We start from the raw sequence: 25,175 nt of genomic DNA on the forward strand, positions 1-25,175 counted from the left end.
GGGCGGGGCGATGCGCACTGGATTGATTGGACGCAAGCTCGGCATGACGCGGGTCTTCACCGCCGAGGGCGAGCATGTGCCGGTGACCGTCCTGCAGGTGGAAAACTGCCAGGTCGTCGCCCAACGCACCGAGGAGACCGACGGCTACACCGCGCTGCAGCTCGGCGTCGGCCAGATCAAGGTGAAGAACGTCACGCAGCCGCTGCGCGGGCACTTCGCCAAGGCCAAGGTCGAGCCCAAGCGCAAGCTGGTGGAGTTCCGTGTCGAGGCCGATGGCCTGGTCGAGGTCGGCGCCGAGATCACGGTCGACCACTTCCTGGTCGGCCAGAAGGTCGACGTGACGGGCACCAGCATCGGCAAGGGCTTTGCTGGTGGCATGAAGCGGCACAATTTCGGCGGTCTCCGGGCCACCCACGGCGTGTCGGTCAGCCATCGCAGCCTGGGTTCGACCGGTGGTCGCCAGGATCCCGGCAAGACCTTCAAGAACAAGAAGATGGCCGGCCACATGGGCGATGTCCGTGTGACCACGCAGAATCTGACCGTGGTGCAGACCGACGTCGAGCGCGGGCTCCTGATGATCAAGGGCGCGATCCCGGGGTCCGAGGGCGCCTACGTGCTGGTTCGCGACGCGGTCAAGCGCAAGGCGCCCGATGGCCTGCCCTTCCCGGCCGCCGTCCGCGCCGCCAAGCCCGAGTGATGGCGATGCAGCAGAATGTGACGACGCTCGACGCGGGCGAAGCCGGAACCATCGAACTCGACGAGTCGGTGTTCGGCGTGCCGGTGCGCGGCGATATCCTGGCCCGCATGGTGCACTGGCAGCTCGCCAAGCGCCGCGCCGGCACCCACAAGGCCAAGCAGATCGGCGAGATCTCCGGCACCACGAAGAAGCCGTGGCGCCAGAAGGGCAGCGGCCGGGCTCGCCAGGGCAGCATGCGCTCGCCGCAGTGGCGCGGTGGTGCGGTGATCTTCGGGCCGGTGGTCCGCGATCACGGCTACGACCTGCCCAAGAAGGTGCGGGCGCTGGCGCTGAAGACGGCGCTGTCGAGCAAGCAGGCCGAGGGCAAGCTCATCGTCATCGACGATGCGCGCCTGCCGGAGGCCAAGACCAAGGCGCTGGTCCAGCGCCTGGGCAAGCTCGGCTGGTCGTCCGTACTCTTCATCGGCGGCACCGAGATCGACCAGGGCTTCGCCCGGGCCGCTCGCAACCTGCCGCAGGTCGACGTGCTGCCGCAGCAGGGCGCCAACGTGTACGACATCCTGCGCCGCGACACGCTCGTGCTGACGCGCGGTGCGGTCGAAGCCCTGGAGGCCCGCCTGAAATGAGCCGCTTCCGTTATTTCCCTTCTGCCAAGGTGAAGGTCAACCTCACCCGCGAGCAGATGTTCGCCACGGTCACCAATCCGGTGATCACGGAAAAGGCGACGATGGGCTCCGAACACAACCAGGTCACTTTCCGCGTGCCGCTGACGGCCACCAAGCCGGAGATCAAGGCGGCGGTCGAGGGTCTGTTCAGCGTCAAGGTCGTGGCGGTCAACACGCTGCGGGTCGGTGGCAAGGAAAAGCGGTTCAAGGGCCGCGTCGGTGTCCGCCAGGACTTCAAGAAGGCGATGGTGCGGCTGGCGCCCGGCTACACGATCGACGTGACGACGGGAGTTTGACGCGATGGCGCTCAAGACATTCAACCCGACGACGCCGTCGCAGCGCGAACTCGTCCTCGTCGACCGGTCCGAGCTCTACAAGGGCAAGCCCGTCAAGACGCTGACCGAAGGTCAGTCGTCCAAGGGCGGTCGCAACACGCACGGCCATGTCACCGTCCGGTGGCGTGGCGGCGGGCACAAGCAGCGCTATCGCCTGGTCGACTTCAAGCGTCGCAAGTACGACGTGGCCGGCACGGTCGAGCGGCTCGAGTACGACCCCAACCGCACGGCCTTCATCGCGCTCATCCGCTATGAGGACGGCGAGCTTGCCTACATCCTGGCGCCGCAGCGCCTGAAGGTGGGCGACAAGGTCGTCTCCGGCGAACGCGTCGACATCAAGCCGGGCAATGCCCTGCCGCTGCGCGGGATTCCGGTCGGCACGATCGTCCACAACGTCGAGCTGAAGAGCGGCCGCGGTGGCCAGATGGCCCGTTCGGCCGGCACCTACGCCCAGCTCGTCGGTCGTGACCAGTCGAACGCCCTGCTGCGCCTCGCCTCCGGCGAAGTGCGCATGGTCCGCTCGGACTGCATGGCGACGATCGGCGCGGTGTCGAACCCCGACCAGTCGAACATCAATATCGGCAAGGCGGGACGCAACCGCTGGCTCGGGCGCAAGCCCGGCGTGCGCGGCGTCGCGATGAACCCGATCGATCACCCGCACGGCGGTGGCGAAGGCCGCACGTCTGGCGGCCGTCATCCGGTCACCCCTTGGGGCAAACCCACCAAGGGCAAAAAGACTCGGAACAACAAGAAGACCGACCGGCTGATCGTTCGCCGGCGGCATGCGAAGTAACGGAGGCCAGGCGTGGCTCGTTCGGTTTGGAAAGGTCCGTTCGTCGACGGCTATCTGCTGAAGAAGGCGGAGAAGGCGCGGTCGGGCGGACGAAACGAGATCATCAGGACGTGGTCGCGCCGGTCGACCATCCTGCCGCAGTTCGTCGGCCTGACGTTCGGCGTCCACAATGGGCACAAATTCATCCCGGTGCTGGTCAACGAGAACATGATCGGCCATCGGTTTGGCGAATTCTCGCCGACGCGGACCTTCCAGGGTCACGCCGGCGATAAGAAGGCGAAGAGGGGCTGAGGCCATGAGCAAGCCGTCGGCACCGCGCCGGGTCGCGGAAAATGAGGCGATGGCTGTCGCCCGGGTTCTGCGCACGAGCCCGCGCAAGCTGAACCTGGTCGCCGCCAGCATCCGTGGCCTGGACTGCCAGGCCGCGATCGCCCGCCTGACCTTCCTGCATCGCCGCATCGCGATCGACGTGCGCAAGGTGCTGCAGTCGGCGATCGCCAACGCCGAGAACAACCACCAGCTCGACGTCGACCGCCTTTATGTCAAGGAAGCGTCGGTCGGCAAGACGTTCTCGATCAAGCGGTTCCACGCCCGCGCCCGCGGCCGCGCCTCTCGCGTCGAGAAGCCTTTCAGCAATTTGACCGTTGTCGTGCGCGAGCGCGAGGAGAAGGCCTGATGGGTCAGAAGGTAAACCCGATCGGGCTCCGGCTCGGGATCAATCGCACTTGGGATTCGCGCTGGTTCGCTAAGCGCGACTATGCCGACATCCTGCAGGAAGACCTGAAGCTCCGCAGCTACCTGACCAAGCGCCTGGTGCAGGCCGGCGTTGCCCGGGTCATCATCGAGCGGGCGGCCAAGAAGGCACGGATCACGCTGCACAGCGCGCGTCCGGGCGTGGTCATCGGCAAGAAGGGCACGGACATCGACAAGCTGCGCGCCGAGCTGGGGAAGATGACCCGCAGCGAAGTCGCGCTGAACATCGTCGAGATCCGCAAGCCCGAGATCGATGCCAAGCTGATCGCCGACAACATCGCCCAGCAGCTTGAGCGCCGGGTGGCGTTCCGCCGGGCGATGAAGCGCGCGGTCCAGTCGGCCATGCGCCTGGGCGCCCAGGGCATCCGCATCAACTGCTCCGGCCGTCTCGGCGGGGCGGAGATCGCGCGGATGGAATGGTATCGCGAAGGCCGCGTGCCGCTGCACACCCTGCGCGCCGATGTCGACTTCGGCACGGGCACCGCCAAGACCACCTACGGCACCTGCGGCGTCAAGGTGTGGGTGTTCAAGGGCGAGATCATGGCCCACGACCCGATGGCGCACGAGAAGCGCGCCCTCGAGGCGACGTCCGGCCGCTGATCTTGATCCGCTGATCGTAGAGAAAGAACACGAGCGATGCTGCAACCGAAGCGGACCAAATACCGCAAGGCGCACAAGGGGCGCGTCCATGGCCTTGCCAAGGGCGGCTTCGCGCTGAATTTCGGTTCGGTCGGCCTGAAGGCCATCGAACCGGGACGTATCACCGCCCGCCAGATCGAGGCGGCGCGCCGCGCCATCACGCGCCATATCAAGCGCGTGGGCCGCGTGTGGATCCGGGTGTTCCCCGACGTCCCGGTGTCGAAGAAGCCGGCCGAAGTCCGCATGGGTAGCGGCAAGGGCTCGCCGGAGTTCTGGATGTGCCGCGTGAAGCCGGGCCGGATCATGTTCGAGCTGGACGGCGTGCCGGTGACGATCGCCAAGGAGGCGTTCGAGCTGGCTTCGGCCAAGCTGCCGATCTCCACCCGGGTGGTCACGCGGGTCGGCGAAGGAGTCGAGTGATGGCGACGGTGAAGGCGGGCGACGTCCGCGCGAAGACGGCCGACGAACTGGCGACCCAGCTCGAGACGCTGCACAAGGAGGCGTTCAACCTGCGCTTCCAGCGGGCGAGTGGCCAGCTCGAGAATACGGCGCGCGTGCGCCAGGTGCGGCGCGAGGTTGCCCGCATCAAGACGATCCTGAACGAGCGGGCGCAGAAGGCGTCCTAGCGGGAGCAGTACGAAGATGCCCAGGCGAGTCATGCAGGGGGTCGTGGTGAGCGACAAGGGCGACAAGACGATTGTCGTCAAGGTCGAGCGCCGCGTCATGCACCCCCTCTACAAGAAGTTCATCACCCGCTCGAAGAAGTACATGGCCCACGACGAGGGGAACGGCTTCAAGGTCGGCGACACGGTGCGGATCGTTGAGTGCCGCCCGCTCTCCGCGCGCAAGCGCTGGGAAGTCGTGACCGACGAGACCGGCGCCACCACGACCGCTGGAGCGTAAGGAACCGTCATGATCCAGATGCAGACTAACCTGGACGTCGCCGACAACTCCGGCGCTCGCCGCGTCATGTGCATCAAGGTGCTCGGCGGGTCGAAGCGCAAGGTGGCTTCGGTCGGCGATGTCATCGTCGTTTCGGTCAAGGAAGCGATCCCGCGCGGCCGCGTGAAGAAGGGTGACGTGCATCGCGCCGTCATCGTCCGCACCGCGAAGGAGATCCGCCGCAACGATGGCAGCGCCATCCGCTTCGACAACAACGCGGCCGTCCTGATCAACAAGCAGAACGAGCCGATCGGCACGCGCATCTTCGGCCCCGTCACGCGCGAACTGCGGGCCAAGAAGTTCATGAAGATCGTCTCGCTCGCGCCGGAAGTGTTGTGAGGGCCGCCCCGATGTCCGTGAAGATGAAGGTCAAGAAGGGCGACCGCGTGGTGGTCATCGCCGGTCGCGACAAGGGCAAGGTGGGGACGGTGCTGCGCGCCGTGCCGACCGAACTCCGCGTCGTCGTCGAAGGCGTCAACGTGGTGAAGCGACACCAGCGCCAGACCGCCCGCGACCAGGGCGGTGTGGTGGAGAAGGAGGCGGCGATCCACGTCTCCAACGTTTCCCATGTCGACCCGAAGTCGAACAAGCCGACCCGGGTCGGATTCAAGAATCTCGAAGATGGCCGCAAGGTCCGGGTCGCTAGGCGCTCGGGCGAAGTCATCGACGTTTGACGGGTGCCGAGATGACGCGTCTCAAGGAACAGTACGAAGCGACGGTCAAGCCGGCCCTGATCAAGGAGTTCGGCTACCAGAACGCGATGCAGGTGCCGCGGCTGGAGAAGATCGTCATCAACATGGGCGTCGGCGAAGCCACGCAGGATACCAAGAAGGTGCAGGGCGCCGTCGAGGACCTGATGGCGATCGCCGGCCAGAAGCCGATCGTCACCCGGGCCAAGAAGGCCATCGCGACCTTCAAGCTCCGCGAAGGCATGCCGATCGGCTGCAAGGTGACGCTGCGGGCGGAGCGGATGTACGAGTTCCTCGACCGGCTGGTGCACATCGCGCTGCCCCGGGTGCGGGACTTCCGCGGCCTGTCGGGGCGCAGCTTCGACGGCCGGGGCAACTACTCGCTCGGTCTCAAGGAGCAGTTCGTGTTCCCCGAGATCAACTACGACAAGGTCGATTCTCCGCGTGGCATGGACATCACGATCGTGACGACAGCCCGCACGGATGCCGAAGCCAAGGCGCTGCTGAAGGCTTTCGACATGCCGTTTTCCAACTAAGCCGGGCGCGAGGGACATTCCATGGCAAAGACCAGTGCCGTCGAGAAGAACAAGCGCCGGCAGAAGCTGACGAAGCGGTTTGCGGACAAGCGGGCGCGGTTGAAGGCGATCGCCAAGGACCAGGACACGCCCCCCGAGGAGCGTTTCCAGGCCCGCCTTCAGCTGGCCGAGATGCCGCGCAACTCGTCGGCGACGCGCATCCGCAATCGCTGTGCGCTCACCGGACGGCCGCGCTCCGTCTATCGCAAGTTCAAGCTGTCGCGCATCGCGCTGCGCGAACTCGCTTCGTCGGGGCAGATCCCCGGCGTCGTGAAGTCGAGCTGGTAAGGGAGTTACCCGAATGTCGATGAGCGATCCGCTCGGCGATATGTTGACCCGCATCCGCAACGGTCAGAGTGCGCGGATGTCGGTGGTTACGTCGCCTGCCTCGAAGGTCCGGGCCAACGTTCTCGAGGTCCTGGCCCGCGAAGGCTTCATTCGCGGCTATTCCCGCCGGGAGATCCGGCCGGGCATCTCGGCGTTCGATATCGAGTTGAAGTACACCGACGGGGAACCGGCGATCCGTGCGATCGCCCGCGTGTCCCGGCCTGGTCGTCGCGTCTACTCGAAGATCAGCGACCTGCCGCGCTACTACAACGGTCTTGGCATGGCGATCCTGTCGACCCCGCGGGGGGTGCTCTCGGACAACGAGGCGCGCACCGCGAATGTCGGCGGCGAGATCCTCTGCCAGGTGTTTTGAGGACCGGCCATGTCGCGAGTTGGTAAGAATCCGGTGGTCATCCCCCAGGGGGTCGACCTCCAGGTGGCCGGACAGACGGTTACCGCCAAGGGCAAGCTCGGCCAGCTGTCGATGAGCGTGAACCCCGACGTCACCATCGCCGTCGAGGGCGGCAAGGCGACGGTCACGCCGATCGGCACCAGCCAGCGCGCACGGACCCAGTGGGGCACGGCGCGCAACCGGCTCAATGCCCTGGTGCGCGGCGTCTCCGAGGGCTATTCGAAGGCGCTCGAGATCAACGGCGTCGGCTATCGTGCCGCGGTGCAGGGCAAGGTCCTGACGCTGCAGCTCGGCTACAGCCACGATGTCGTGTTCCCGATCCCGGACGACGTGAAGATCGTCTGCGAACGGCCCACGGCCATCAATGTGAGCGGTGCCGACAAGCAGCGGGTCGGAGAGATCGCAGCCAAGATCCGGTCGTATCGGCCGCCCGAGCCCTACAAGGGCAAGGGGATCAAGTATGCGACCGAAACCGTCCTCCGCAAGGAAGGCAAGAAGAAGTAGGACCGGCAGATGCTGACGACCAAAGAATTGTTCGCCCGCCGCCGGCAACGGACGCGGACGCAGATCCGGATCAAGTCGGCCGGCCGCCCGCGGCTGTCCGTCTTCCGGTCCGGCAAGCACATCTACGCGCAGATCATCGATGACGGGGAGGGGCGCACGATCGCGGCCGCTTCCAGCATCGAGAAGGACATGCGCGGCAAGATCAAGACCGGCGCGGACGTCCCGGCGGCCCGCGAAGTCGGGCTGCTGCTGGCGGAGCGCGCCAAGGCGGCCGGGGTCGAGAACGTCGTTTTCGACCGCGGCGGCTATCCCTATCACGGCCGCGTCAAGGCGCTGGCCGAGGCCGCGCGTGAAGGCGGCCTCTCTTTCTGACGAGCAGGACGGGAATCGAAATGGCACGCACTCCCACGTCACGGACTTCCACGGGACGTTCGCCGTCGAGCGACCGGCCTGCGCGCGAAGGCGGCCGTGGCCGCGATCGTGGCTCGGATCGGGACCGCGGTGGCGACGAAGGTGAGCTCGTCGAGAAGCTGGTCAGCATCAATCGCGTCGCCAAGGTGGTGAAGGGCGGCCGTCGCTTCGGCTTTGCCGCCCTCGTCGTCGTCGGCGATGGCAAGGGGCGCGTTGGGCACGGGTCGGGCAAGGCCCGCGAGGTGCCGGAGGCGATCCGCAAGGCGACCGAGCAGGCCAAGCGCGGCATGATCCGCGTGCCGCTGCGCGAGGGCCGTACGCTGCATCATGACACGCGCGGGCATTTCGGTGCCGGCAAGGTCGTGCTGCGCGCCGCCGTCGCGGGCACCGGCATCATCGCCGGCGGCCCGATGCGCGCGGTGTTCGAGGCCTTGGGCGTCCACGATGTGGTGGCCAAGTCCGTCGGCACGTCCAATCCGCATAACATGGTTAAGGCGACGTTCGAGGCGCTCTCCGGCATCAGCTCGCCGCGCGCGGTCGCCAACCGCCGCGGCAAGAAGGTCAGCGAGATCCTGGGCCGCCGCGAAGAGGCACGGGAGCAGGCGTGATGACCGAATCGACTGGAGCGGCGGTGGGCCGGGTCAAGGTGACTCAGATCGCCAGCGCGATCGGCCGCAAGAAGGACCAGGAAGGCACCCTGATCGGGCTCGGGCTGAACAAGCTCAACCGGTCGAAGGTGCTGGAGGATACTCCTTCGGTGCGCGGCATGATTTTCAAGGTAAAGCACCTCATCCGGGTCGAGCCGGCTTGAGGGTGATCGGGGAAGCGCAATGAAGCTCAACGAGATCCGCGACAATCCGGGCGCGCGCAAGAAGGCCAAGGCCATCGGCCGCGGCATCGGCTCCGGCAAGGGCAAGACGTCGGGCCGCGGCGGCAAGGGCCAGACCGCGCGTTCGGGCGTGGCGCTCGCCGGGTTCGAAGGCGGCCAGACCCCCCTGCATCGCCGTCTGCCCAAGCGCGGCTTCGTGAAGCCCTTCCGCAAGGCCTACGAGGTGATCAACCTCGGCCGCCTGCAGCGGGCGATCGATGCCGGCAAGATCGACGCCGGCCAGACCATCGACGCGGCCGTGCTGGGCCAGGCCGGCCTGATCGGCAAGGTCGAGGACGGTGTCCGCCTGCTGGCCCAGGGTGAAATCACCTCGGCCATCACCATCTCCGTGTCGGGCGCTTCGGCGGCCGCCATCGCGGCGGTGGAGAAGTCCGGCGGCAAGGTCATCGTTCCCGTGGCAGCGGAGGCGGCGGCCGCCTGATCGGGCGTCCGGCGACAAGGAAGAACCAGGCGATGGCATCGGCGGCCGAGCAGCTTGCGGCGAACATCAACTTCGGCGCCTTTGCCAAGGCGACGGAACTGAAGAAGCGAATCTGGTTCACGCTGGCGGCGCTGGTCGTCTACCGATTCGGCACGTACATCCCCATCCCGGGGATCAATCCCCAGGTCCTGACGCAGGTGTTCCAGCAGAACTCCGGCGGCATCCTGGCGATGTTCGACATGTTCGCCGGCGGCGCGTTGAGCCGGATGACCATCTTCGCGCTCAACATCATGCCGTACATCTCGGCCTCCATCATCATTCAGCTCCTGACGGCCGTGTCGCCGACCCTGGAGACCTTGAAGAAGGAGGGCGAGGCCGGCCGCAAGAAGCTGAACCAGTACACGCGCTACGGCACGGTGGTGCTGGCTTCGGTGCAGGCCTACGGAATCGCGGTCGGGCTGGAGCAATTGACTGGCCCGACCGGGTCCGCGGTCATCGACCCGGGCCTGTTCTTCCGCATCTCGACCGTCATCACGCTGGTCGGCGGCACCATGTTCCTGATGTGGCTGGGCGAGCAGATCACCGCCCGCGGCGTCGGCAACGGCATCTCGCTGATCATCTTCGCCGGCATCGTCGCCAACCTGCCCTTCGCGCTGGTGAATACGCTGGAACTGGGCCGGACGGGCGCTCTCTCGGCCTTCCTCATCGTCTTCTTCCTGGCGATGTCGGTGGCGGTCGTTTTCGCGATCGTCTTCATGGAGCGGGCCCAGCGCCGCATCCTGGTGCAGTATCCCAAGCGCCAGGTTGGCAACCGCATGTTCGGCGGCGAAAGCTCGCACCTGCCGCTGAAGCTGAACAGCTCGGGCGTCATTCCGCCGATCTTCGCCAGCTCGCTGCTGCTCCTGCCGGCGACCTTCGCCAGCTTCAGCGCCGGGCAGGGGCCGGAATGGCTGCAGACCATGTCGGCCTGGCTCGGCCATGGGCAGCCCGCCTACATGCTGCTCTATGCCGGCCTGATCATCTTCTTCGCCTTCTTCTACACGGCCATCGTCTTCAACCCGGCCGAGACGGCGGACAACCTGCGCAAGTATGGCGGCTTCGTACCGGGCATCCGGCCGGGCAAGACGACGGCCGACTACCTGGACTATGTCCTCACCCGGCTGACGGTGGTGGGTGCGCTCTACCTCGCGGTCATCTGCCTTCTGCCGGAGTTCCTGATCTCGCAGTATTCGGTGCCCTTCTACTTCGGCGGCACCAGCCTGCTGATCGTGGTCAGCGTCACCATGGACACGGTCGCCCAGATCCATTCCCACCTGCTGGCGCACCAGTACGAGGGGCTGATCAAGAAGTCGCGCCTGCGCGGGCGCAACTAGGTCCGGGGCAGGCAAGGCGATGAACATCATCCTGCTGGGGCCCCCCGGCGCGGGCAAGGGCACCCAGGCCAAGCGGCTGGAAGAGCGCCATGGCATCGTGCAGCTCTCGACCGGCGACATGCTGCGCGCGGCCGTGGCCGCCGGCACGGCGCTCGGGCGTGAGGCGAAGGCGATCATGGATCGCGGCGACCTGGTGCCGGACGCGGTCATCATCGGCATGATCGAGGACCGCATCGGGGCGCCTGACTGTTCGCGCGGCTTCATCCTCGACGGTTTCCCGCGCACCGTGGCCCAGGCCGAGGCGCTGGACGCGATGCTCGACCATCGGTCGCTGCAGCTGGACGCCGTGATCGAGCTGGCGGTCGACGAGTCGGCGCTGATCGAGCGGATCTCCGGCCGGTACACCTGCGCCAAGTGTGGCGCCGGCTATCACGATCGCTTCCGCCAGCCGCGCACGGCTGGCGTCTGCGACCAGTGCGGATCGACCGAGTTCGTCCGGCGCGCCGACGACAAGGCCGAGACGGTCCACACCCGCTTCGAGGCCTATCGCCGCCAGACGGCGCCGATCCTGCCCTATTATCGCAATCGTGGCCTGCTTCGTTCGGTGGACGGGATGGCCGAGATGGACGTCGTTTCGGCCGCCATCGACCGGGAACTGTCCCTGGTCACGGTGGGCGGAAACCGTCATTGACTCTCCGCGAACCGCCCCTATAATGCGCGACTTTCCGGCGCACCCTGCGGTCCGTACCCTTTTGCATGTTTGCTAGGAGCATCTCGTGGCGCGCATTGCTGGCGTGAACATTCCCAATCAGAAGCGCGTCGAAATCGCGCTTACCTACATCCACGGGATCGGCCGCACGACGGCCTCGCAGATCTGTCAGAAGATCGGCATTCCCGTCGAGCAGCGCGTCAACCAGCTGACCGAGGACGAGGTGCTTCGCATCCGCGAGTTCATCGACCGCGAGCATCGGGTTGAGGGCGATCTTCGCCGCGAAGTGGCGATGAACATCAAGCGCCTCATGGATCTCGGCTGCTATCGCGGGCTTCGGCACCGTCGTGGCCTGCCCGTCCACGGGCAGCGCACTCACACCAACGCACGCACGCGCAAGGGGCCGGCGCGGCCCATCGCCGGCAAGAAGAAGTGACGCGGACGCGTTAGGAAGACGGAAGGGCATCGATGGTCAAGGCACCTGCGGGGCGCATTCGGCGCCGTGAACGCAAGAACATCACGGCGGGCACGGCTCACGTCAGCGCGTCGTTCAACAACACCATGGTCACCATCACGGACGCGCAGGGCAATACGATTGCCTGGGCTTCCTCTGGCAGCCAGGGTTTCAAGGGCTCGCGCAAGTCGACCCCCTATGCGGCGCAGATGGCGGCCGAGGCCGCTGGCCGCAAGGCGATGGAGCACGGCATGCGCACCATCGAGATCGAGGTGAAGGGGCCGGGTTCGGGTCGCGAGTCGGCGCTGCGCGCCCTCCAGACCGTCGGCTTCATCGTGACCTCGATCCGCGACGTCACGGCCATTCCGCACAATGGCTGCCGTCCGCCCAAGCGTCGTCGCGTCTGACCCCGAGCCGCGCCGATTGGCGGGGCTGAGCGGGACTGCGGCGCGGGCCCGCTCGATGGACGCGACAGCGTCCGACATTTGAACGAGTTTGCGGCCGCGGGGGTCGGTGATCCCCGCGGCTGTCACCAGTGAACGGGTGCCGCGATCGGCGCCCAGAGAGCGTGAGGAACATGCTCGTGATCCAGAAGAACTGGCAGCAGCTGATCAAGCCGAAGAAGCCGAACGTGGAGCCGGGCGAAGACCCGAAGCGCGTGGCGACTGTGGTGGCAGAGCCGCTGGAGCGCGGATTCGGCCTGACGCTGGGCAATGCCCTGCGGCGGGTGCTGCTGTCCTCGTTGCAAGGTGCCGCCGTGACCTCGATCCAGATCGAGGGCGTGCTGCATGAATTCTCGTCGATCCCGGGCGTCCGCGAGGACGTGACCGACATCGTCCTCAACGTGAAGAGCCTGGCGCTGCGCATGCATGGCGACGGCCCGAAGCGGATGCGGCTGAAGGCGTCGGGTGCGGGCGAAGTGCGGGCAGGCCAGATCGAGGCGGGCCACGACATCGAGGTGATGAACCCCGATCTCGTGATCTGCACGCTGGACCGCGACGCCAAGATCTCGATGGAGTTCGTGGTCGAGAACGGCAAGGGCTACGTTGCCGCCGCGCAGAACCGGCCGGAAGACGCGCCCATCGGGCTCATCCCGGTCGACGCGCTGTACAGCCCGGTCCGCAAGGTCACCTACAAGGTCGACAACACGCGCGTCGGCCAGGTCACCGACTATGACCGGCTGTCGATGCGGGTGGAGACGAACGGCGCCGTCACGCCCGAGGACGCGGTGGCGCTCGCCGCCCGCATCCTGCAGGACCAGTTGCAGATCTTCATCAACTTCGAGGAGCCGAAGCCCGCTTCCGAGGACGTGAAGGCCCAGGAGTTCCCGTTCAACCGGAACCTCCTGCGCAAGGTCGACGAGCTGGAACTGTCGGTCCGTTCGGCCAACTGCCTGAAGAACGACAATATCGTGTACATCGGCGATCTCGTGCAGAAGACCGAGCAGGAAATGCTGCGCACGCCGAACTTCGGACGCAAGTCGCTCAACGAGATCAAGGAAGTCCTGGCGCAGATGGGTCTCCATCTCGGCATGGAGGTCACGGGCTGGCCGCCGGAGAACATCGAAGATCTCGCCAAGCGGCTCGAAGAGCCGTACTGAGCGTCCGGAAAGGTTTAGGAGGAAGGGCATATGCGCCATCGTCTCGCAGGCCGCAAACTCGGCCGTACCAGCACCCATCTGAAGGCGATGCTGGAGAACATGGCGGCGTCTCTCGTCAAGCACGAGCAGATCCGCACCACGCTGCCGAAGGCCAAGGAACTGCGGCCGTTCGTCGAGAAGCTCGTCACGCTCGGCAAGCGGGGCGACCTGCATGCCCGCCGGCAGCTGATCGCGACGCTGCAGGACGAGGCCATGGCGTCCAAGCTGATCACCACGCTGGCCGATCGCTACAAGACCCGCCAGGGCGGCTACCTGCGGGTGCTGAAGGCCGGTTTCCGCTATGGCGACAATGCCGCCATGGCCGTGATCGAGTTCGTCGACCGCGACCCGGCCGCCAAGGGCCAGGACAGCGGCCCGAAGGCCGGCAGCGAAGAGGCTTCGGCACCGGCGTGATCGCCTGTCGATAGCCGGAAGTTCGGATCGGGCGGCCTCCAGGGGCCGCCCTTTCCTTTTGTGCGGCTATTCGAGCCAGTGCGGCGGCCGCGCGCATTTTCAACGGCGGGCCTCCTGCCTACATCCATGGCCATGCGTCGTACGATCTTCCTCCTGGGCGCGTTGCTGGCCTTCGGGCCGGCGGGCGCGCCATTGTCGGCTCAGTCGCCGGGTGATGCCCGCGTGGTGCCGCATGGCCGCGAGCAGGTGCAGCTCAGCTTCGCCCCCGTCGTCCGCAGGGCGGCCCCGGCCGTGGTCAACGTCTTCAGCCGGCGGGTGCAGCGGCAGGCGAACAACCCGTTGTTCGACGACCCGTTCTTCCGCCGCTTCTTCGGCGAGCAGGGGCCGCCGGGCCAGCCGCGCGAGCGGGTGCAGCAGTCGCTCGGCTCGGGCGTGATCGTGGCAGCCGGCGGCACCGTCCTCACCAACCACCACGTGGTCCGCGGCGCCGACGAGATCCGGGTCGTGCTGGCCGATCGGCGGGAGTTCGAGGCGCGACTGGTGCGCAGCGACGAGCGCACGGACCTGGCGGTGCTGCAGATCGACCCGGGCGGCGAGGCGCTGCCCTTCCTGGAATTGCGCGATTCGGACGAGCTCGAGGTGGGCGACCTGGTGCTGGCGATCGGCAATCCGTTCGGCGTGGGCCAGACGGTGACCAGCGGCATCGTGTCGGGCCTGGCGCGCACCAACGTCGGCATCACCGACTATGGCTTCTTCATCCAGACCGATGCCGCGATCAATCCCGGCAACTCCGGCGGTGCCCTGGTGACGCTCGATGGGCGCCTGGCCGGCATCAACACGGCCATCTATTCCCGCTCGGGCGGGTCGGTCGGCATCGGCTTCGCTATTCCGGCCAACATGGTGCGCACGGTGCTGAACGGTGCGGCGGCGGGCGGCCGGGTGGTGCGGCCGTGGCTGGGGGCGACGGGGCAGGGCGTGACCAGCGACATCGCGCATTCCATGGGGCTGCCACGGCCGCGCGGGGTGCTGCTGAACGAGGTGACGGCTGGCGGCCCGGCCGGTCGGGCCGGCCTGCGGGTCGGCGACATCGTGCTGGAGGTGGCCGGCCGCCAGGTCGACGACCCGGAGTCCCTTCGCTTCCGCTTCGCGACCGCACAGCCGGGCGGCACCGTGCCGTTGCTCTATCTGCGGGACGGCCGCGAGCATTCGGTGTCGGTGGCGGTACTGCCGCCGCCGGAGAACCCGCCGCGCGAGCAGCGGCTGCTCGACGGCCGGCATCCGCTGGCTGGGGCCGAGATCGCCAACCTGTCGCCGGCGCTGGCGGAGGAGATCGGTTTCGCCGGGCCGCCGCGCGGCGTCGTCATCGTGCGCACCCGGCCGGGCTCGCTCGCCCAGCGGCGCGGCTTCGAGGCGGGCGACGTGATCGTCGACGTGAATGGCGAGCCGGTTGCCGCCGTGCAGCCGCTGCTGCGGATGCTGGCGCGTGGCGGCCTGCCCTGGCGGATCACCATCCGGCGCGGCGAGCAGACCTTGACCGCCAACATCGGCGGCTGACGATACCCGCCCCCATGATGGGACCCCGGCCATGACGGGCCTGTTCGAGGCGAACGCGCCGCGGCCGCTGGCCGACCGGCTGCGCCCGCGCCGGCTGGGCGAGGTGGTGGGCCAGGATCACCTGCTGGCGGCCGACGCGCCGGTCGGCCGCATGGTCGGGCAGGGGCGGCTCGCTTCGATGATCCTGTGGGGGCCGCCCGGCTGCGGGAAGACGACGATCGCCCGCCTGCTGGCAGACGGCACCGACCTGCATTTCGAGCCGCTGTCGGCGGTCTTCTCGGGCGTGGCCGACCTGCGCAAGGCGTTCGAGGCTGCCCGCCAGCGCCGCGGCATGGGGCGCGGCACGCTGCTGTTCGTGGACGAGATCCATCGCTTCAACCGCGCCCAGCAGGATGGTTTCCTGCCCTATGTCGAGGACGGGACCATCGTCCTGGTGGGCGCCACGACGGAGAACCCGTCCTTCGAGCTGAACGCGGCCCTGCTGTCGCGTTGCCAGGTCTTCGTGCTGCGCCGGCTCGACGATGCGGCGATGGACCTGCTGATCGCGCGGGCCGAGGCGCTGGAGGGGCGGCCGCTGCCGCTGGACGAGGGTGCGCGTGCGAGCCTGCGAGCGATGGCCGATGGCGATGGCCGCTATCTCCTGAACCTGGCGGAGGAGCTGTTCCGCCTGCCGGCCGAGCCGTTGCTCGATGCCGGCCGCCTGGTCGAGACGGTGCAGCGCCGCGCGCCCATCTACGACAAGGGGCAGGAGAGCCACTACAACCTGATCAGCGCGCTGCACAAGTCGCTGCGCGGTTCGGACACGGACGCGGCCCTCTACTGGTTCGCGCGCATGCTGGCGGGCGGCGAGGACCCGATCTACATCGCCCGTCGCCTGACGCGCTTCGCGGTCGAGGATGTGGGCCTGGCCGACCCGGCGGCCCTGCCGCAGGCGATCGCGGCGTGGGAGGCCTATGACCGGTTGGGCTCGCCCGAGGGCGAGCTGGCGCTGGCCCAGCTCGTCATCTATCTGGGTACCGCCCCCAAGTCGAACGCTGCCTATGGCGCCTACAAGGCCGCCCAGTCGGCCGCGCGCGAGACGGGCTCGCTGGCACCGCCCGCCCATATCCTGAACGCGCCGACCCGGCTGATGCGCGACCTTGGCTATGGCGCCGGCTATCGCTACGACCATGACGCGCCCGATGCCTTTTCGGGCCAGAACTATTTTCCCGACGGCATGGCGCGCCGCCAGCTCTACGAGCCGGTGGAACGCGGCTTCGAACGCGAGATCCGCAAGCGGCTCGACTACTGGGCCAAGCTGCGTGCCGACCGCCAGGGCCGTTGAGCGTGGCCCGTCCGCGCAGTAGGGTCCGGCGATGAAGCCCGCTGCTACCCGTTTCCAGACCCCGACCGGGTCTGTCCTCGTACGATTGGTATTTCCATGACCGGCGTCCAGACCCTTACCGTCGATCCCGGCGAATCCGAGATCCGCCTCGACCGCTGGTTCAAGCGGCATTTCCCCGAGCTGATCCACGGCCGGCTGGAGAAGCTGCTGCGCACCGGCCAGGTGCGGGTCGACGGCAAGCGGGCGACGGCGGGGCAGCGCGTCAGCACCGGCCAGGTGATCCGGGTCCCGCCCCTGGGCGAGGCGCCGACCGAGGCCCAGCCGCCGCGCCCGGTGGCCGCGCGCGACGTCAGCATGATCCGCGCGCTCGTTCTGCACCAGGACCAGCACATGATCGTCCTGAACAAGCCGGCCGGGCTGGCCGTGCAGGGCGGCACGGGCACGCCGCGCCACCTGGACGGCATGCTGGAGGCCTTGCGCTTCGATGCGGCCGAGCGCCCGCGTCTGGTGCACCGGCTGGACCGCGACACCAGTGGCGTCTTCGTCATCGCGCGCACGGCGGCGGCCGCCCGCTTCCTGGGCGATGCCTTCCGCGACAAGACCGTGCGCAAGGTCTACTGGGCGCTGGTCGTCGGCCAGCCCAAGCCGCGCCGCGGCAAGATCGATTCGCCCATCGCCAAGCGCGCGACCGCCAAGGGCGAGCGCGTGGTGGAGGACGAGGAGGACGGCCAGCGCGCCGTCACCTGGTACGCCACGGTCGAGAATGCCGGCAAGCAGGCGAGCTGGGTCGCCATGATGCCGATCACCGGCCGCACCCACCAGCTTCGCGTGCATTGCGGCTCGGTGCTGGGCACCCCCATCCTGGGCGACCGCAAGTATGGCGGCTCGGCCGCCTTCATCGCCGAGCTCGACCCGGATGCGCCGCTGCACCTCCATGCCCGCTCCATCCGGCTGCCGTCGATCGGCGGCGGCACGGTCGAGGTGACGGCGCCCTTGCCCCTGCACATGCGCGAGGCGTGGTCTTTCTTCGGCTTCGGGGAGACGGACGAGGACCCGTTTGCCGAGATTGATTCTTAACATCCCCATGGACAAAGCGTCGCAGCGGTCCTAGATTTTGCCCATGTACAAGGATCGCTCGCTCGTCCCGACGCAGGCCGTCCGCCTGGCGGCCCTGGGCTTTCTCGCCGATGGATCGCGCTCCTATGGCGCGCTCGCGGGCGAGGTGCGGCAGTTCATCAGCCGCACCGCCTCGCCCTCGATCGAGCTGCTGGGCCCGTCGATCGAACTGCTGCGCCTGGAAGGGCTGGTCCAGTCGGCCGATGGCGCGCCGACGGAGGCCAATCCATTCCTCACCATCACGGCTGCCGGTCGCGAGGTCCTGCGCGACCTGATGTGCGCGCCGGTCCGCGCCACCGAGGGTGACCTGAACCGGCTGGTGGTGGGCCTGAAGCTGCGCTTCCTCGACCATCTGGCCGCCGCCGATCGCGCCCTGGTGGTGGCCGGCCTGGTCGATGCGGCCGAGCGCGAGCTGGATCGCATGACGGACCTCCGCGCCACCGTCGCCGATGCCGGTCACCTGGCGGGCTGGAGCGATCTCGACATCCAGCACCTGGAACGCCGCATCGACTGGCTGCGCCAGCTCGGCTGACGGCCCCTCAGAGCAGGTGCTGGCCGCCGGTGATGAATATCTCGGTGCCGGTGACGTAGTTCGCCTCCGGGCTGCACAGGTAGAAAATGGCGGCGGCCACGTCGTCCGGCTGGCCGAGGCGCGCCAGCGGGATGCGCGGGATCAGCACTTCGGTCTCGGGCGACAGCATGGCGGTCTCGATCTCGCCCGGGGCGACCGCGTTCACGCGCACGCCGATGCCGGCGAACTCCACGGCCATTTCCCGCGTCAGCCCTGACAGGGCCGCTTTGGAGGTCGAATAGGCCGATCCCGCGAAGGGGTGGGTCGAGTGCCCGGCGATCGAGGTCACGTTGACGATGGCGCCCTGGCCGCGATGCAGGGCGGCGGCAAAACCCCGGGCCAGCACGAGCGGCGCGAAGAAGTTCAGCTCGAACACCGCCCGCCAGCCGTCGATCGGCCCGTTCAGGCAACCCAGCCGCTCCTTGTAGGGGGTCTTCGGCGACACGCCGGCATTGTTGACCAGGGCATGCACCGGCTCGTCGCCCAGGATGGCGTTGGTCTCGGCGATGAAGGATGCCTGGCCGGCGGGGTCCGCCAGGTCGGCCACGATATGGTGGCTCCAGCGCGTGTTGCGCCGGCATTCGGGCGGCGCATCCTCGCGCGAGCAGGTGATGATGCGCCAGCCGCGCGCCATGAAATAGGCGACGGTGGCATGCCCGATGCCGCGGCTGGCACCAGTCAGGATCAGGGTCGGATGTTCGGTCGTCATGGCGGCAATAAATAGGCGCGTAGCGGGGCGCCCGCCATAGCCGTCCGGTGCTACAGTCGCGCGCATGGCAGCCCTTTCGCTCCGCCTGGTCCTGTTCGATTGCGACGGCACGCTCGTCGACGGTCAGCATGCGATCGTCGAGGCGATGGCGGCGGCCTTCGTCCATGCGGGCCTGCCGGCGCCGTCGGCCGCCGCCGTGCGCGACGTCCTCGGCCTGTCGCTGAACGAGGCGGTGGAACGCCTGCTGCCCCCGGCGACGCCGGCTGGCGAAGCCGCTGCCGCGATGCTGCAATGCCGCGGCACCTTCGATGCCATGTGCCGCGGGCCGGCACCCGAGGAGCCCCTGTTCCCCGGCATCCGCGAGGCGGTGGACGCCATCGCTGCCACCGGCGCGCTGCTTGGCATCGTCACGGGCAAGGGCCGGCGCGACTTGGTGGCGACGCTCGATCGCCAGGGGCTGCGCGACCGCTTCATCACCCTGCACAGCGCCGACGACGGGCCCGGCAAGCCGGCGCCCGACATGGTGCTTGATGCGATTTGCCGCACCGGCGCCGATGCGGGGTCGACGATCGTCATCGGCGACACCACCTTCGACATCGAGATGGCGCGGAATGCCGGCGTGCGTTCCGTGGGGGTGGCGTGGGGCAATCATTCGCCAGTGGCGTTGAAGCGGGCAGGTGCGGACCGCATCGCCGCCACGCCGGCCGATCTGCCGCGTCTCGTCGGGGAAATGCTGGCCTAGGGAGCAGGATGCGGCGCGTCTACAAGCTGGTTGCGGTGACCGCCGAGGCGGACGGTCACCAGGTGCGGCTGGATGGCCGCCCGCTCCGCACGCCCGGCCGACAGGCCCTGCTGCTGCCGCACGCGGCGCTGGCCGCCGCGATCGCCGGGGAATGGGATGCCCAGACGGATAAGGTGCGGCCCGCCACCATGCCGATGACGCAACTGGCGGCGACCGCGATCGACCGTGTGCTGCCGGACCCGGCGGCGATGGCCGATGCGATCGCGCGCTTCGGCGCCAGCGACCTCCTCTGCTATCGCGCCCAGGAGCCGGCCGCGCTGGTGCAGCGCCAGCACGCCGTGTGGCAACCCCTGCTGGACTGGGCGGCACTCGAACACGACGCCGCCCTTCATGTCGCCCACGGCGTGATGCCGGTCGACCAGCCGCCGGCCGCGCTGGCGGCCCTGCGCGCGGCGGTCGGCCGGATCGACCCGTGGCGGCTGGCGGCGCTCTCGGTCCTGACGCCTGCGGCCGGGTCGCTCGTGATCGCGCTGGCGGTCGTGCTGGGCCGGCTGGACGCGGAGACCGCGTGGGCGGCCTCGCAGCTCGACGAGACCTTCCAGATCGAGGCCTGGGGCGAGGATGCGGAGGCGGCCGAGCGCCGCCGGGCGCTGCTGGCGGAGATGGCCGAGGTCGAACGGTTCATCGCCCTGCTGGGTTAGGCGGACGCTAGGGTTTGGCATGGTGGCCGGCAGATGCTATGGCACCTGCGGCGGTCGGGAGGGGCAGGCTTGCGGGACATCGTCGAACAGCTCGAGGAAATGCGTCGGCAGGCGCGTGGCGGCGGTGGCGAGCGCCGGATCGCGGCCCAGCACGGCAAGGGCAAGCTGACGGCCCGCGAGCGGCTGGACGTGCTGCTCGACCCCGGCTCCTTCGAGGAGTGGGACATGTTCGTCGAGCATCGCTCGGTCGATTTCGGCATGGCCCAGCAGAAGGTGCCGGGCGATGGCGTGGTCACCGGCCATGGCACGGTGAACGGCCGCCTCGTATTCGTCTTCAGCCAGGATTTCACGGTCTTCGGCGGGGCGCTCAGCGAGGCCCATGCCGAGAAGATCTGCAAGGTGATGGACCAGGCCATGCGCGTCGGCGCGCCGGTCATCGGCCTCAACGATTCCGGCGGTGCGCGCATCCAGGAGGGCGTGGCCTCGCTGGCGGGCTATGCCGAGGTGTTCCAGCGCAACGTGCTGGCGTCGGGCGTGGTGCCGCAAATCTCGATGATCATGGGGCCGTGCGCGGGGGGTGCCGTCTATTCGCCGGCCATGACCGACTTCATCTTCATGGTGAAGGACAGCTCCTACATGTTCGTCACCGGCCCCGACGTGGTGAAGACGGTGACGCACGAGACGGTGACCCAGGAGGAACTGGGCGGTGCCGTCACCCACACCACGCGCTCGGGCGTGGCCGACCGCGCCTTCGAGAACGATGTCGAGGCGCTGCTGGAGCTGCGCCGCTTCATCGACTTCTTGCCGGCGTCCAACCGCGAGAAGCCCCCTGTCCGGGCGACGGCCGACCCGGTGGATCGCGACGAGCCCTCGCTCGACACGCTGATCCCGGCCAATCCCAACAAGCCCTACGACATGCGCGAGCTGATCGAGAAGCTGGTCGACGAGGGCGACTTCTTCCCGATCCAGCCGGATTTCGCCGCCAACATCATCGTCGGGCTGGGCCGCATCGGCGGCTCGACCGTGGGCATCGTCGCCAACCAGCCGATGGTGCTGGCCGGCTGCCTCGACATCGATTCCAGCCGCAAGGCCGCGCGCTTCGTGCGCTTCTGCGATGCCTTCTCCATCCCGATCGTCACCCTGGTCGACGTGCCGGGCTTCCTGCCGGGCACGGCCCAGGAGTTCGGCGGCATCATCAAGCACGGGGCCAAGCTGCTCTTCGCCTATGCCGAGGCGACGGTGCCCAAGGTCACCGTCATCACCCGCAAGGCCTATGGCGGCGCCTATGACGTGATGAGCTCCAAGCACCTGCGCGGCGACGTCAACTATGCCTGGCCCACGGCCGAGATCGCGGTCATGGGGCCCAAGGGTGCAGTCGAGATCATCTTCCGCGGCGACCTGGGCGACCAGGGCAAGATCGACCAGCGGACCGAGGAATACCGGGCGAAGTTCGCCAACCCGTTCGTTGCCGCCAGCCGCGGCTTCATCGACGACGTGATCCAGCCGCACGGCACCCGCCGGCGCATCGCCCGCGCGCTCGCCATGCTGCGCGAGAAGCGGCTGGAGAACCCCTGGAAGAAGCACGACAACCTGCCACTTTGAACGAGGGCTAGCCGCGAGATGGACTGGGGACAAATCTTTTCCGCCGAGGCCATGGTGGCGCTTGGCCAGGTGCTGCTCATCGACCTGGTGCTGGCCGGCGACAACGCCATCGCCGTCGGTCTGGCCGCGGCCGGCCTGCCCAAGGAGCAGCGCGGCAAGGTCATCCTGATCGGCATCGCCGCCGCGACGGTCATGCGCATCGGTTTCGCCGCCATCACGAGCCAGTTGCTGCAGGTGATCGGCCTGATGCTGGCCGGTGGCGTCCTGCTGCTGTGGGTGTGCTGGAAGATGTGGCGCGAGCTGCGGTCCGGGCACGAGGCCGAGGAGGCGCACGCCGAGGAACTACTGGACGAGGCGACCGGCGGCGACGCCGCGACAACCACGGCCGGCAAGCCGCGCAAGACCTTCGCCCAGGCGGCGATGCAGATCGTGGCGGCCGACATCTCCATGTCGCTCGACAACGTGCTGGCCGTGGCCGGCGCCGCCCGCGACCATCCCTGGGTGCTGGTCACCGGCCTCGTCATGTCGGTCGCCTTCATGGGCCTGGCGGCGGCGGCCATCGCCTCGCTGCTGCAGAAGTATCGCTGGATCGCCTATGTCGGCCTGGCGATGGTCCTCTACGTCGCGTTGAAGATGATCTGGGACGGCTCGCAGCAGGTGCTTCTCGCCGTAAACCCGGTCTGACGCGGACACGCATGTTCAAGAAGATCCTGATCGCCAACCGGGGCGAGATCGCCTGCCGGGTCATCCGCACCTGTCGGCGACTGGGTATTGCCACGGTGGCCGTCCATTCCGACGCCGACGCCCTCGCCCTCCATGTGCGCATGGCGGACGAGGCCGTCGCGATCGGCGGGGCGGCTGCCGCCGACAGCTACCTGCTGGCCGACCGCATCATCGCAGCGGCGCTGGCCACGGGGGCCGAGGCTGTGCATCCCGGCTACGGCTTCCTGTCCGAGAAGGCGGACTTCGCGTCCCGGCTGGAAGCGGCCGGGATCGCCTTCATCGGGCCGGGGCCGGCCGCGATCGCGGCCATGGGCGACAAGATCGAATCAAAGAAGCTGGCCCACGCGGCCGGCGTCTCGACCGTGCCGGGCCATCTCGACGTCATCGCCGACGAGGCCGAGGCCGTGCGTATCGCGCAGGGCATCGGCTATCCGGTGATGATCAAGGCCTCGGCCGGCGGCGGCGGCAAGGGCATGCGCATCGCCCGCTCCGACGCGGAGGCCGAGGAGGGCTTCCGCTCCGCCCGCAGCGAGGCGCGATCGAGCTTTGCCGACGACCGCGTCTTCATCGAGAAGTATGTCGAGGAGCCGCGCCACATCGAGATCCAGGTGCTGGCCGACGCCCAGGGCAACACCATCCACCTGGGCGAGCGGGAATGCTCGATCCAGCGCCGCCACCAGAAGGTGATCGAGGAGGCGCCGAGCCCCTTCCTGGACGAGGCCACGCGCCAGGCCATGGGCGCCCAGGCCGTGGCACTGGCCAAGGCGGTCGGCTACCGCTCGGCCGGCACGGTGGAGTTCATCGTCGACCGCGACCGCAACTTCTACTTCCTGGAGATGAACACCCGCCTGCAGGTGGAGCATCCGGTGACCGAGATGGTGACCGGGCTGGACCTGGTGGAGGAGATGATCCGCGTCGCCGCCGGCCTGCCGCTGCGCATCGGCCAGGACGATGTCCGGCTGCAGGGCTGGGCGATCGAGGCGCGTGTCTATGCCGAGGATCCCTATCGCAACTTCCTGCCCTCGATCGGCCGGGTCGGCCGCTATCGGCCGCCGTCGGGCGAGGGCATCCGCGTCGATACCGGCATCTATGAGGGCGCCGAGATCTCGATGCACTACGACCCGATGATCGCCAAGCTGGTGGCGTTCGGGCCGGACCGCGAGACGGCGCGGCTGCGGCTGGCGGCAGCACTCGACGCCTACGAGATCGGCGGCGTCACCCACAATGTCGGCTTCCTGTCGGCGGTGCTGGCGCGGCCGCGCTTCGCCACCGGGCGACTGACCACCAACTACATCGCCGAGGAGTTTCCGGGCGGCTTCCACGGCGCCGACCTGTCGGCCGGCACGTGCCGCGACCTAGCCCTGGTGGCGGCCTTCGTGCACCACCGCACGGCCATGCGCGACGGTGCCGCCAGCGGCCGGATGCCGGGCCGCCACCACCGCCCGCACGCCGACTGGATCGCCATCGCGGGCGACGACGAGCGCCGCCTGTCGGTCGTCGACGACGAAGCCGGCGCCACCATCACCATCGGCCTGCCGTCCGGCGACGACCGCACCATCGGCGGCAAGGCGGATGCCCCGTCGGGCGACGACCGGACGATCGGCGGGCTGGGCGTGCGCATAGAGGGCGAGTGGCACCCGGGCCAGCCCCTGTTCCGCGGCCTGGTCGGCGGGCGGGAGATGACGGTCCAGGTGGCCCGCCAGCGCACGGGCTGGCGCCTGTCCCATGGCGGGGCGGTGCTGGACTATCGCGTGCTGTCGCCCCGGGTGGCCGAGCTGGCGCGCCTGATGCCGGTGAAGGCCGCGCCCGACCTGTCGCGCTTCCTGCTGTCGCCGATGCCGGGCCTGCTGACCCAGGTGCCGGTCGCCGAAGGCCAGGACGTCAAGGCGGGCGAGACCCTGGCAGTGGTCGAGGCGATGAAGATGGAGAACATCCTGCGCGCCACCCGCGACGGGCGCATCGGAAAGATCCACGCGGCCGCCGGCAGCAGCCTGTCCGTCGACCAGAAGATCCTGGAGTTCGAATAGGGCCATGGCCGACGCGATCGCAGCCGCGCGCCTCGTCATCTCCGGCCGCGTGCAGGCGGTGTGGTATCGCGCCTGGACGGTGGAGACGGCGACCCGGCTCGGCCTGCGTGGCTGGGTCCGCAATCGCGAGGACGGCTCGGTGGAGGCCATGCTGATCGGCCCGCCGGGAATGGTCGACCAGATGGCGCAGCACTGCCTGACGGGGCCGCCCAAGGCCCGCGTGACCGGCATCGACCGCACCCCGGCCGAGGATGACGGCAGCCAGGGCTTCGCGCAGCGGCCGACGGTCTGAGAGAGCGGCGGCCACACCACTGCCGCAGCGTGCCTCGACTGCTCGCTGCGCTGCGCGCTCGGCATGAGGGGCTGCGGGGGTTGCCCGAGCGTCGTAGTGGCGGGTCAAACGAGAGGCCCTCATGCCGAGCGCGCAGGGACGCGAAGCGGACCGAGCAGTCGAGGCACGCAATG

Annotated in this window: 37 protein-coding genes; 36 read left to right on the forward strand and 1 reads right to left on the reverse strand. The window is 68.5% G+C overall.

Features of this window, described 5'->3' with window-relative positions:
• Positions 1-10 precede the first annotated feature (10 nt).
• The 30 genes from rplC to STVA_RS04365 all read left to right on the forward strand — a co-directional run bounded on the left by rplC (position 11) and on the right by STVA_RS04365 (position 18,167).
• Positions 11-697 (forward strand): 50S ribosomal protein L3, encoded by a 687-nt coding sequence (gene rplC, locus STVA_RS04220; protein ID WP_123689814.1) that lies wholly within the window; start codon positions 11-13, stop codon positions 695-697.
• Between the two features lie 5 nt (positions 698-702).
• Positions 703-1,323, forward strand: a complete 621-nt coding sequence (rplD, locus tag STVA_RS04225) for a 50S ribosomal protein L4 (protein WP_123689915.1) — start codon at positions 703-705, stop codon at positions 1,321-1,323.
• A gap of 56 nt (positions 1,324-1,379) precedes the next feature.
• Positions 1,380-1,658, forward strand: coding sequence for a 50S ribosomal protein L23 (locus tag STVA_RS04230; protein ID WP_420822823.1), 279 nt, complete (start codon positions 1,380-1,382; stop codon positions 1,656-1,658).
• 4 nt (positions 1,659-1,662) lie between these two features.
• On the forward strand, positions 1,663-2,490 hold the full coding sequence (rplB, locus tag STVA_RS04235; RefSeq protein ID WP_123689812.1) for a 50S ribosomal protein L2: 828 nt from the start codon (positions 1,663-1,665) through the stop codon (positions 2,488-2,490).
• A gap of 12 nt (positions 2,491-2,502) precedes the next feature.
• Positions 2,503-2,781: a 30S ribosomal protein S19 gene (gene rpsS, locus STVA_RS04240; RefSeq protein WP_123689811.1), complete on the forward strand. Its 279-nt coding sequence runs from the start codon at positions 2,503-2,505 to the stop codon at positions 2,779-2,781.
• Positions 2,782-2,785: 4 nt separating this feature from the next.
• Positions 2,786-3,166 carry a 50S ribosomal protein L22 gene (gene rplV, locus STVA_RS04245; protein ID WP_123689810.1) on the forward strand — a complete coding sequence of 127 codons (381 nt, stop codon included), beginning with the start codon at positions 2,786-2,788 and terminating at the stop codon, positions 3,164-3,166.
• Positions 3,166-3,843 carry a 30S ribosomal protein S3 gene (gene rpsC, locus STVA_RS04250; RefSeq protein ID WP_123689809.1) on the forward strand — a complete coding sequence of 226 codons (678 nt, stop codon included), beginning with the start codon at positions 3,166-3,168 and terminating at the stop codon, positions 3,841-3,843. Before rplV ends, rpsC begins: the two co-directional genes overlap by 1 nt.
• A 36-nt stretch (positions 3,844-3,879) precedes the next feature.
• Complete coding sequence (gene rplP / locus STVA_RS04255) at positions 3,880-4,302, forward strand: 50S ribosomal protein L16 (protein ID WP_123689808.1); 423 nt, start codon at positions 3,880-3,882, stop codon at positions 4,300-4,302.
• The gene (rpmC, locus tag STVA_RS04260; RefSeq protein ID WP_123689807.1) at positions 4,302-4,508 is read left to right on the forward strand and encodes a 50S ribosomal protein L29; all 207 of its coding nucleotides are present in this window, start codon (positions 4,302-4,304) and stop codon (positions 4,506-4,508) included. Before rplP ends, rpmC begins: the two co-directional genes overlap by 1 nt.
• A 16-nt stretch (positions 4,509-4,524) precedes the next feature.
• Complete coding sequence (gene rpsQ, locus STVA_RS04265; protein ID WP_123689806.1) at positions 4,525-4,785, forward strand: 30S ribosomal protein S17; 261 nt, start codon at positions 4,525-4,527, stop codon at positions 4,783-4,785.
• Positions 4,786-4,794: 9 nt separating this feature from the next.
• Entirely contained in the window at positions 4,795-5,163 is a 369-nt protein-coding gene (gene rplN, locus STVA_RS04270; RefSeq protein WP_123689805.1) for a 50S ribosomal protein L14, read from the forward strand.
• Between the two features lie 11 nt (positions 5,164-5,174).
• Positions 5,175-5,498, forward strand: a complete 324-nt coding sequence (gene rplX, locus STVA_RS04275) for a 50S ribosomal protein L24 (RefSeq protein WP_211345479.1) — start codon at positions 5,175-5,177, stop codon at positions 5,496-5,498.
• Positions 5,499-5,509: 11 nt separating this feature from the next.
• Positions 5,510-6,049 carry a 50S ribosomal protein L5 gene (rplE, locus tag STVA_RS04280; protein ID WP_123689804.1) on the forward strand — a complete coding sequence of 180 codons (540 nt, stop codon included), beginning with the start codon at positions 5,510-5,512 and terminating at the stop codon, positions 6,047-6,049.
• Between the two features lie 21 nt (positions 6,050-6,070).
• On the forward strand, positions 6,071-6,376 hold the full coding sequence (gene rpsN, locus STVA_RS04285; protein WP_123689803.1) for a 30S ribosomal protein S14: 306 nt from the start codon (positions 6,071-6,073) through the stop codon (positions 6,374-6,376).
• A 13-nt stretch (positions 6,377-6,389) separates the two neighbouring features.
• Positions 6,390-6,788, forward strand: coding sequence for a 30S ribosomal protein S8 (rpsH, locus tag STVA_RS04290; RefSeq protein WP_123689802.1), 399 nt, complete (start codon positions 6,390-6,392; stop codon positions 6,786-6,788).
• A 9-nt stretch (positions 6,789-6,797) separates the two neighbouring features.
• Complete coding sequence (rplF, locus tag STVA_RS04295; protein ID WP_123689801.1) at positions 6,798-7,331, forward strand: 50S ribosomal protein L6; 534 nt, start codon at positions 6,798-6,800, stop codon at positions 7,329-7,331.
• Between the two features lie 9 nt (positions 7,332-7,340).
• On the forward strand, positions 7,341-7,703 hold the full coding sequence (gene rplR, locus STVA_RS04300; protein ID WP_123689800.1) for a 50S ribosomal protein L18: 363 nt from the start codon (positions 7,341-7,343) through the stop codon (positions 7,701-7,703).
• A 20-nt stretch (positions 7,704-7,723) separates the two neighbouring features.
• Positions 7,724-8,350, forward strand: coding sequence for a 30S ribosomal protein S5 (gene rpsE / locus STVA_RS04305; protein ID WP_123689799.1), 627 nt, complete (start codon positions 7,724-7,726; stop codon positions 8,348-8,350).
• A complete protein-coding gene (rpmD, locus tag STVA_RS04310) occupies positions 8,350-8,553 on the forward strand; it encodes a 50S ribosomal protein L30 (RefSeq protein WP_123689798.1) in 204 nt (67 codons plus the stop codon). The genes rpsE and rpmD overlap by 1 nt, the downstream gene beginning before the upstream one ends.
• A 19-nt stretch (positions 8,554-8,572) precedes the next feature.
• A complete protein-coding gene (gene rplO, locus STVA_RS04315; protein ID WP_123689797.1) occupies positions 8,573-9,052 on the forward strand; it encodes a 50S ribosomal protein L15 in 480 nt (159 codons plus the stop codon).
• A gap of 32 nt (positions 9,053-9,084) precedes the next feature.
• On the forward strand, positions 9,085-10,425 hold the full coding sequence (gene secY / locus STVA_RS04320; protein ID WP_123689796.1) for a preprotein translocase subunit SecY: 1,341 nt from the start codon (positions 9,085-9,087) through the stop codon (positions 10,423-10,425).
• A 19-nt stretch (positions 10,426-10,444) separates the two neighbouring features.
• The gene (locus tag STVA_RS04325) at positions 10,445-11,116 is read left to right on the forward strand and encodes an adenylate kinase (protein WP_123689795.1); all 672 of its coding nucleotides are present in this window, start codon (positions 10,445-10,447) and stop codon (positions 11,114-11,116) included.
• A gap of 85 nt (positions 11,117-11,201) precedes the next feature.
• Positions 11,202-11,570 (forward strand): 30S ribosomal protein S13, encoded by a 369-nt coding sequence (gene rpsM, locus STVA_RS04330; protein ID WP_123689794.1) that lies wholly within the window; start codon positions 11,202-11,204, stop codon positions 11,568-11,570.
• A 32-nt stretch (positions 11,571-11,602) separates the two neighbouring features.
• Entirely contained in the window at positions 11,603-11,995 is a 393-nt protein-coding gene (gene rpsK / locus STVA_RS04335) for a 30S ribosomal protein S11 (protein ID WP_123689793.1), read from the forward strand.
• A gap of 176 nt (positions 11,996-12,171) precedes the next feature.
• The gene (locus STVA_RS04340) at positions 12,172-13,188 is read left to right on the forward strand and encodes a DNA-directed RNA polymerase subunit alpha (RefSeq protein ID WP_420822824.1); all 1,017 of its coding nucleotides are present in this window, start codon (positions 12,172-12,174) and stop codon (positions 13,186-13,188) included.
• 30 nt (positions 13,189-13,218) lie between these two features.
• Positions 13,219-13,641, forward strand: coding sequence for a 50S ribosomal protein L17 (rplQ, locus tag STVA_RS04345; RefSeq protein WP_123689791.1), 423 nt, complete (start codon positions 13,219-13,221; stop codon positions 13,639-13,641).
• Positions 13,642-13,773: 132 nt separating this feature from the next.
• Complete coding sequence (locus STVA_RS04350; protein WP_123689913.1) at positions 13,774-15,195, forward strand: DegQ family serine endoprotease; 1,422 nt, start codon at positions 13,774-13,776, stop codon at positions 15,193-15,195.
• 31 nt (positions 15,196-15,226) lie between these two features.
• Positions 15,227-16,519, forward strand: a complete 1,293-nt coding sequence (locus STVA_RS04355; protein ID WP_123689790.1) for a replication-associated recombination protein A — start codon at positions 15,227-15,229, stop codon at positions 16,517-16,519.
• Between the two features lie 96 nt (positions 16,520-16,615).
• Positions 16,616-17,596 (forward strand): RluA family pseudouridine synthase, encoded by a 981-nt coding sequence (locus tag STVA_RS04360; protein ID WP_123689789.1) that lies wholly within the window; start codon positions 16,616-16,618, stop codon positions 17,594-17,596.
• Positions 17,597-17,639: 43 nt separating this feature from the next.
• Positions 17,640-18,167 (forward strand): hypothetical protein, encoded by a 528-nt coding sequence (locus STVA_RS04365; protein ID WP_123689788.1) that lies wholly within the window; start codon positions 17,640-17,642, stop codon positions 18,165-18,167.
• A gap of 7 nt (positions 18,168-18,174) precedes the next feature.
• On the opposite strand, the gene STVA_RS04370 is transcribed toward STVA_RS04365, so the two are convergent.
• Positions 18,175-18,915, reverse strand: coding sequence for an SDR family NAD(P)-dependent oxidoreductase (locus STVA_RS04370; protein ID WP_123689787.1), 741 nt, complete (start codon positions 18,913-18,915; stop codon positions 18,175-18,177).
• A gap of 64 nt (positions 18,916-18,979) precedes the next feature.
• Here STVA_RS04370 and STVA_RS04375 point away from each other — a divergent pair, with 64 nt between their 5' ends.
• From STVA_RS04375 to STVA_RS04400, 6 genes are all read left to right on the forward strand, one after another.
• Positions 18,980-19,657 carry an HAD-IA family hydrolase gene (locus STVA_RS04375; protein WP_123689786.1) on the forward strand — a complete coding sequence of 226 codons (678 nt, stop codon included), beginning with the start codon at positions 18,980-18,982 and terminating at the stop codon, positions 19,655-19,657.
• An 8-nt stretch (positions 19,658-19,665) separates the two neighbouring features.
• The gene (locus tag STVA_RS04380; protein WP_123689785.1) at positions 19,666-20,358 is read left to right on the forward strand and encodes an ATP12 family chaperone protein; all 693 of its coding nucleotides are present in this window, start codon (positions 19,666-19,668) and stop codon (positions 20,356-20,358) included.
• Between the two features lie 99 nt (positions 20,359-20,457).
• A complete protein-coding gene (locus tag STVA_RS04385; protein ID WP_420822825.1) occupies positions 20,458-21,960 on the forward strand; it encodes an acyl-CoA carboxylase subunit beta in 1,503 nt (500 codons plus the stop codon).
• A gap of 18 nt (positions 21,961-21,978) precedes the next feature.
• Positions 21,979-22,644: a TerC family protein gene (locus STVA_RS04390; RefSeq protein ID WP_123689783.1), complete on the forward strand. Its 666-nt coding sequence runs from the start codon at positions 21,979-21,981 to the stop codon at positions 22,642-22,644.
• A gap of 11 nt (positions 22,645-22,655) precedes the next feature.
• Positions 22,656-24,710 carry an acetyl-CoA carboxylase biotin carboxylase subunit gene (locus STVA_RS04395; RefSeq protein WP_123689782.1) on the forward strand — a complete coding sequence of 685 codons (2,055 nt, stop codon included), beginning with the start codon at positions 22,656-22,658 and terminating at the stop codon, positions 24,708-24,710.
• Between the two features lie 4 nt (positions 24,711-24,714).
• Complete coding sequence (locus STVA_RS04400) at positions 24,715-25,002, forward strand: acylphosphatase (protein ID WP_123689781.1); 288 nt, start codon at positions 24,715-24,717, stop codon at positions 25,000-25,002.
• Positions 25,003-25,175 lie beyond the last annotated feature (173 nt).

It is taken from the genome of Stella humosa (assembly GCF_006738645.1).
Taxonomy (GTDB): Bacteria; Pseudomonadota; Alphaproteobacteria; order ATCC43930; family Allostellaceae; genus Allostella; species Allostella humosa.

What these genes read in the sequence shown, in the direction of transcription:
- rpsN (WP_123689803.1), top strand. Translation starts at nt 6,071, where the DNA reads ATGGCAAAGACCAGTGCCGTCGAGAAGAACAAGCGCCGGCAGAAGCTG.
- rpsK (WP_123689793.1), top strand. Translation starts at nt 11,603, where the DNA reads ATGGTCAAGGCACCTGCGGGGCGCATTCGGCGCCGTGAACGCAAGAAC.
- rplR (WP_123689800.1), top strand. Translation starts at nt 7,341, where the DNA reads ATGCTGACGACCAAAGAATTGTTCGCCCGCCGCCGGCAACGGACGCGG.
- STVA_RS04365 (WP_123689788.1), top strand. Translation starts at nt 17,640, where the DNA reads ATGTACAAGGATCGCTCGCTCGTCCCGACGCAGGCCGTCCGCCTGGCG.
- rpsC (WP_123689809.1), top strand. Translation starts at nt 3,166, where the DNA reads ATGGGTCAGAAGGTAAACCCGATCGGGCTCCGGCTCGGGATCAATCGC.
- rplQ (WP_123689791.1), top strand. Translation starts at nt 13,219, where the DNA reads ATGCGCCATCGTCTCGCAGGCCGCAAACTCGGCCGTACCAGCACCCAT.
- STVA_RS04355 (WP_123689790.1), top strand. Translation starts at nt 15,227, where the DNA reads ATGACGGGCCTGTTCGAGGCGAACGCGCCGCGGCCGCTGGCCGACCGG.
- rpsH (WP_123689802.1), top strand. Translation starts at nt 6,390, where the DNA reads ATGTCGATGAGCGATCCGCTCGGCGATATGTTGACCCGCATCCGCAAC.
- STVA_RS04375 (WP_123689786.1), top strand. Translation starts at nt 18,980, where the DNA reads ATGGCAGCCCTTTCGCTCCGCCTGGTCCTGTTCGATTGCGACGGCACG.
- secY (WP_123689796.1), top strand. Translation starts at nt 9,085, where the DNA reads ATGGCATCGGCGGCCGAGCAGCTTGCGGCGAACATCAACTTCGGCGCC.
- rplD (WP_123689915.1), top strand. Translation starts at nt 703, where the DNA reads ATGCAGCAGAATGTGACGACGCTCGACGCGGGCGAAGCCGGAACCATC.
- STVA_RS04400 (WP_123689781.1), top strand. Translation starts at nt 24,715, where the DNA reads ATGGCCGACGCGATCGCAGCCGCGCGCCTCGTCATCTCCGGCCGCGTG.
- STVA_RS04325 (WP_123689795.1), top strand. Translation starts at nt 10,445, where the DNA reads ATGAACATCATCCTGCTGGGGCCCCCCGGCGCGGGCAAGGGCACCCAG.
- rplF (WP_123689801.1), top strand. Translation starts at nt 6,798, where the DNA reads ATGTCGCGAGTTGGTAAGAATCCGGTGGTCATCCCCCAGGGGGTCGAC.
- STVA_RS04390 (WP_123689783.1), top strand. Translation starts at nt 21,979, where the DNA reads ATGGACTGGGGACAAATCTTTTCCGCCGAGGCCATGGTGGCGCTTGGC.
- rplP (WP_123689808.1), top strand. Translation starts at nt 3,880, where the DNA reads ATGCTGCAACCGAAGCGGACCAAATACCGCAAGGCGCACAAGGGGCGC.
- STVA_RS04395 (WP_123689782.1), top strand. Translation starts at nt 22,656, where the DNA reads ATGTTCAAGAAGATCCTGATCGCCAACCGGGGCGAGATCGCCTGCCGG.
- rplC (WP_123689814.1), top strand. Translation starts at nt 11, where the DNA reads ATGCGCACTGGATTGATTGGACGCAAGCTCGGCATGACGCGGGTCTTC.
- rplN (WP_123689805.1), top strand. Translation starts at nt 4,795, where the DNA reads ATGATCCAGATGCAGACTAACCTGGACGTCGCCGACAACTCCGGCGCT.
- STVA_RS04385 (WP_420822825.1), top strand. Translation starts at nt 20,458, where the DNA reads ATGCGTCGGCAGGCGCGTGGCGGCGGTGGCGAGCGCCGGATCGCGGCC.
- rpmC (WP_123689807.1), top strand. Translation starts at nt 4,302, where the DNA reads ATGGCGACGGTGAAGGCGGGCGACGTCCGCGCGAAGACGGCCGACGAA.
- rpsQ (WP_123689806.1), top strand. Translation starts at nt 4,525, where the DNA reads ATGCCCAGGCGAGTCATGCAGGGGGTCGTGGTGAGCGACAAGGGCGAC.
- STVA_RS04370 (WP_123689787.1), bottom strand. Translation starts at nt 18,915, where the DNA reads ATGACGACCGAACATCCGACCCTGATCCTGACTGGTGCCAGCCGCGGC.
- STVA_RS04350 (WP_123689913.1), top strand. Translation starts at nt 13,774, where the DNA reads ATGCGTCGTACGATCTTCCTCCTGGGCGCGTTGCTGGCCTTCGGGCCG.
- rplX (WP_211345479.1), top strand. Translation starts at nt 5,175, where the DNA reads ATGTCCGTGAAGATGAAGGTCAAGAAGGGCGACCGCGTGGTGGTCATC.
- rplV (WP_123689810.1), top strand. Translation starts at nt 2,786, where the DNA reads ATGAGCAAGCCGTCGGCACCGCGCCGGGTCGCGGAAAATGAGGCGATG.
- rplE (WP_123689804.1), top strand. Translation starts at nt 5,510, where the DNA reads ATGACGCGTCTCAAGGAACAGTACGAAGCGACGGTCAAGCCGGCCCTG.
- STVA_RS04360 (WP_123689789.1), top strand. Translation starts at nt 16,616, where the DNA reads ATGACCGGCGTCCAGACCCTTACCGTCGATCCCGGCGAATCCGAGATC.
- STVA_RS04380 (WP_123689785.1), top strand. Translation starts at nt 19,666, where the DNA reads ATGCGGCGCGTCTACAAGCTGGTTGCGGTGACCGCCGAGGCGGACGGT.
- rplO (WP_123689797.1), top strand. Translation starts at nt 8,573, where the DNA reads ATGAAGCTCAACGAGATCCGCGACAATCCGGGCGCGCGCAAGAAGGCC.
- STVA_RS04230 (WP_420822823.1), top strand. Translation starts at nt 1,380, where the DNA reads ATGTTCGCCACGGTCACCAATCCGGTGATCACGGAAAAGGCGACGATG.
- rplB (WP_123689812.1), top strand. Translation starts at nt 1,663, where the DNA reads ATGGCGCTCAAGACATTCAACCCGACGACGCCGTCGCAGCGCGAACTC.
- rpmD (WP_123689798.1), top strand. Translation starts at nt 8,350, where the DNA reads ATGACCGAATCGACTGGAGCGGCGGTGGGCCGGGTCAAGGTGACTCAG.
- rpsE (WP_123689799.1), top strand. Translation starts at nt 7,724, where the DNA reads ATGGCACGCACTCCCACGTCACGGACTTCCACGGGACGTTCGCCGTCG.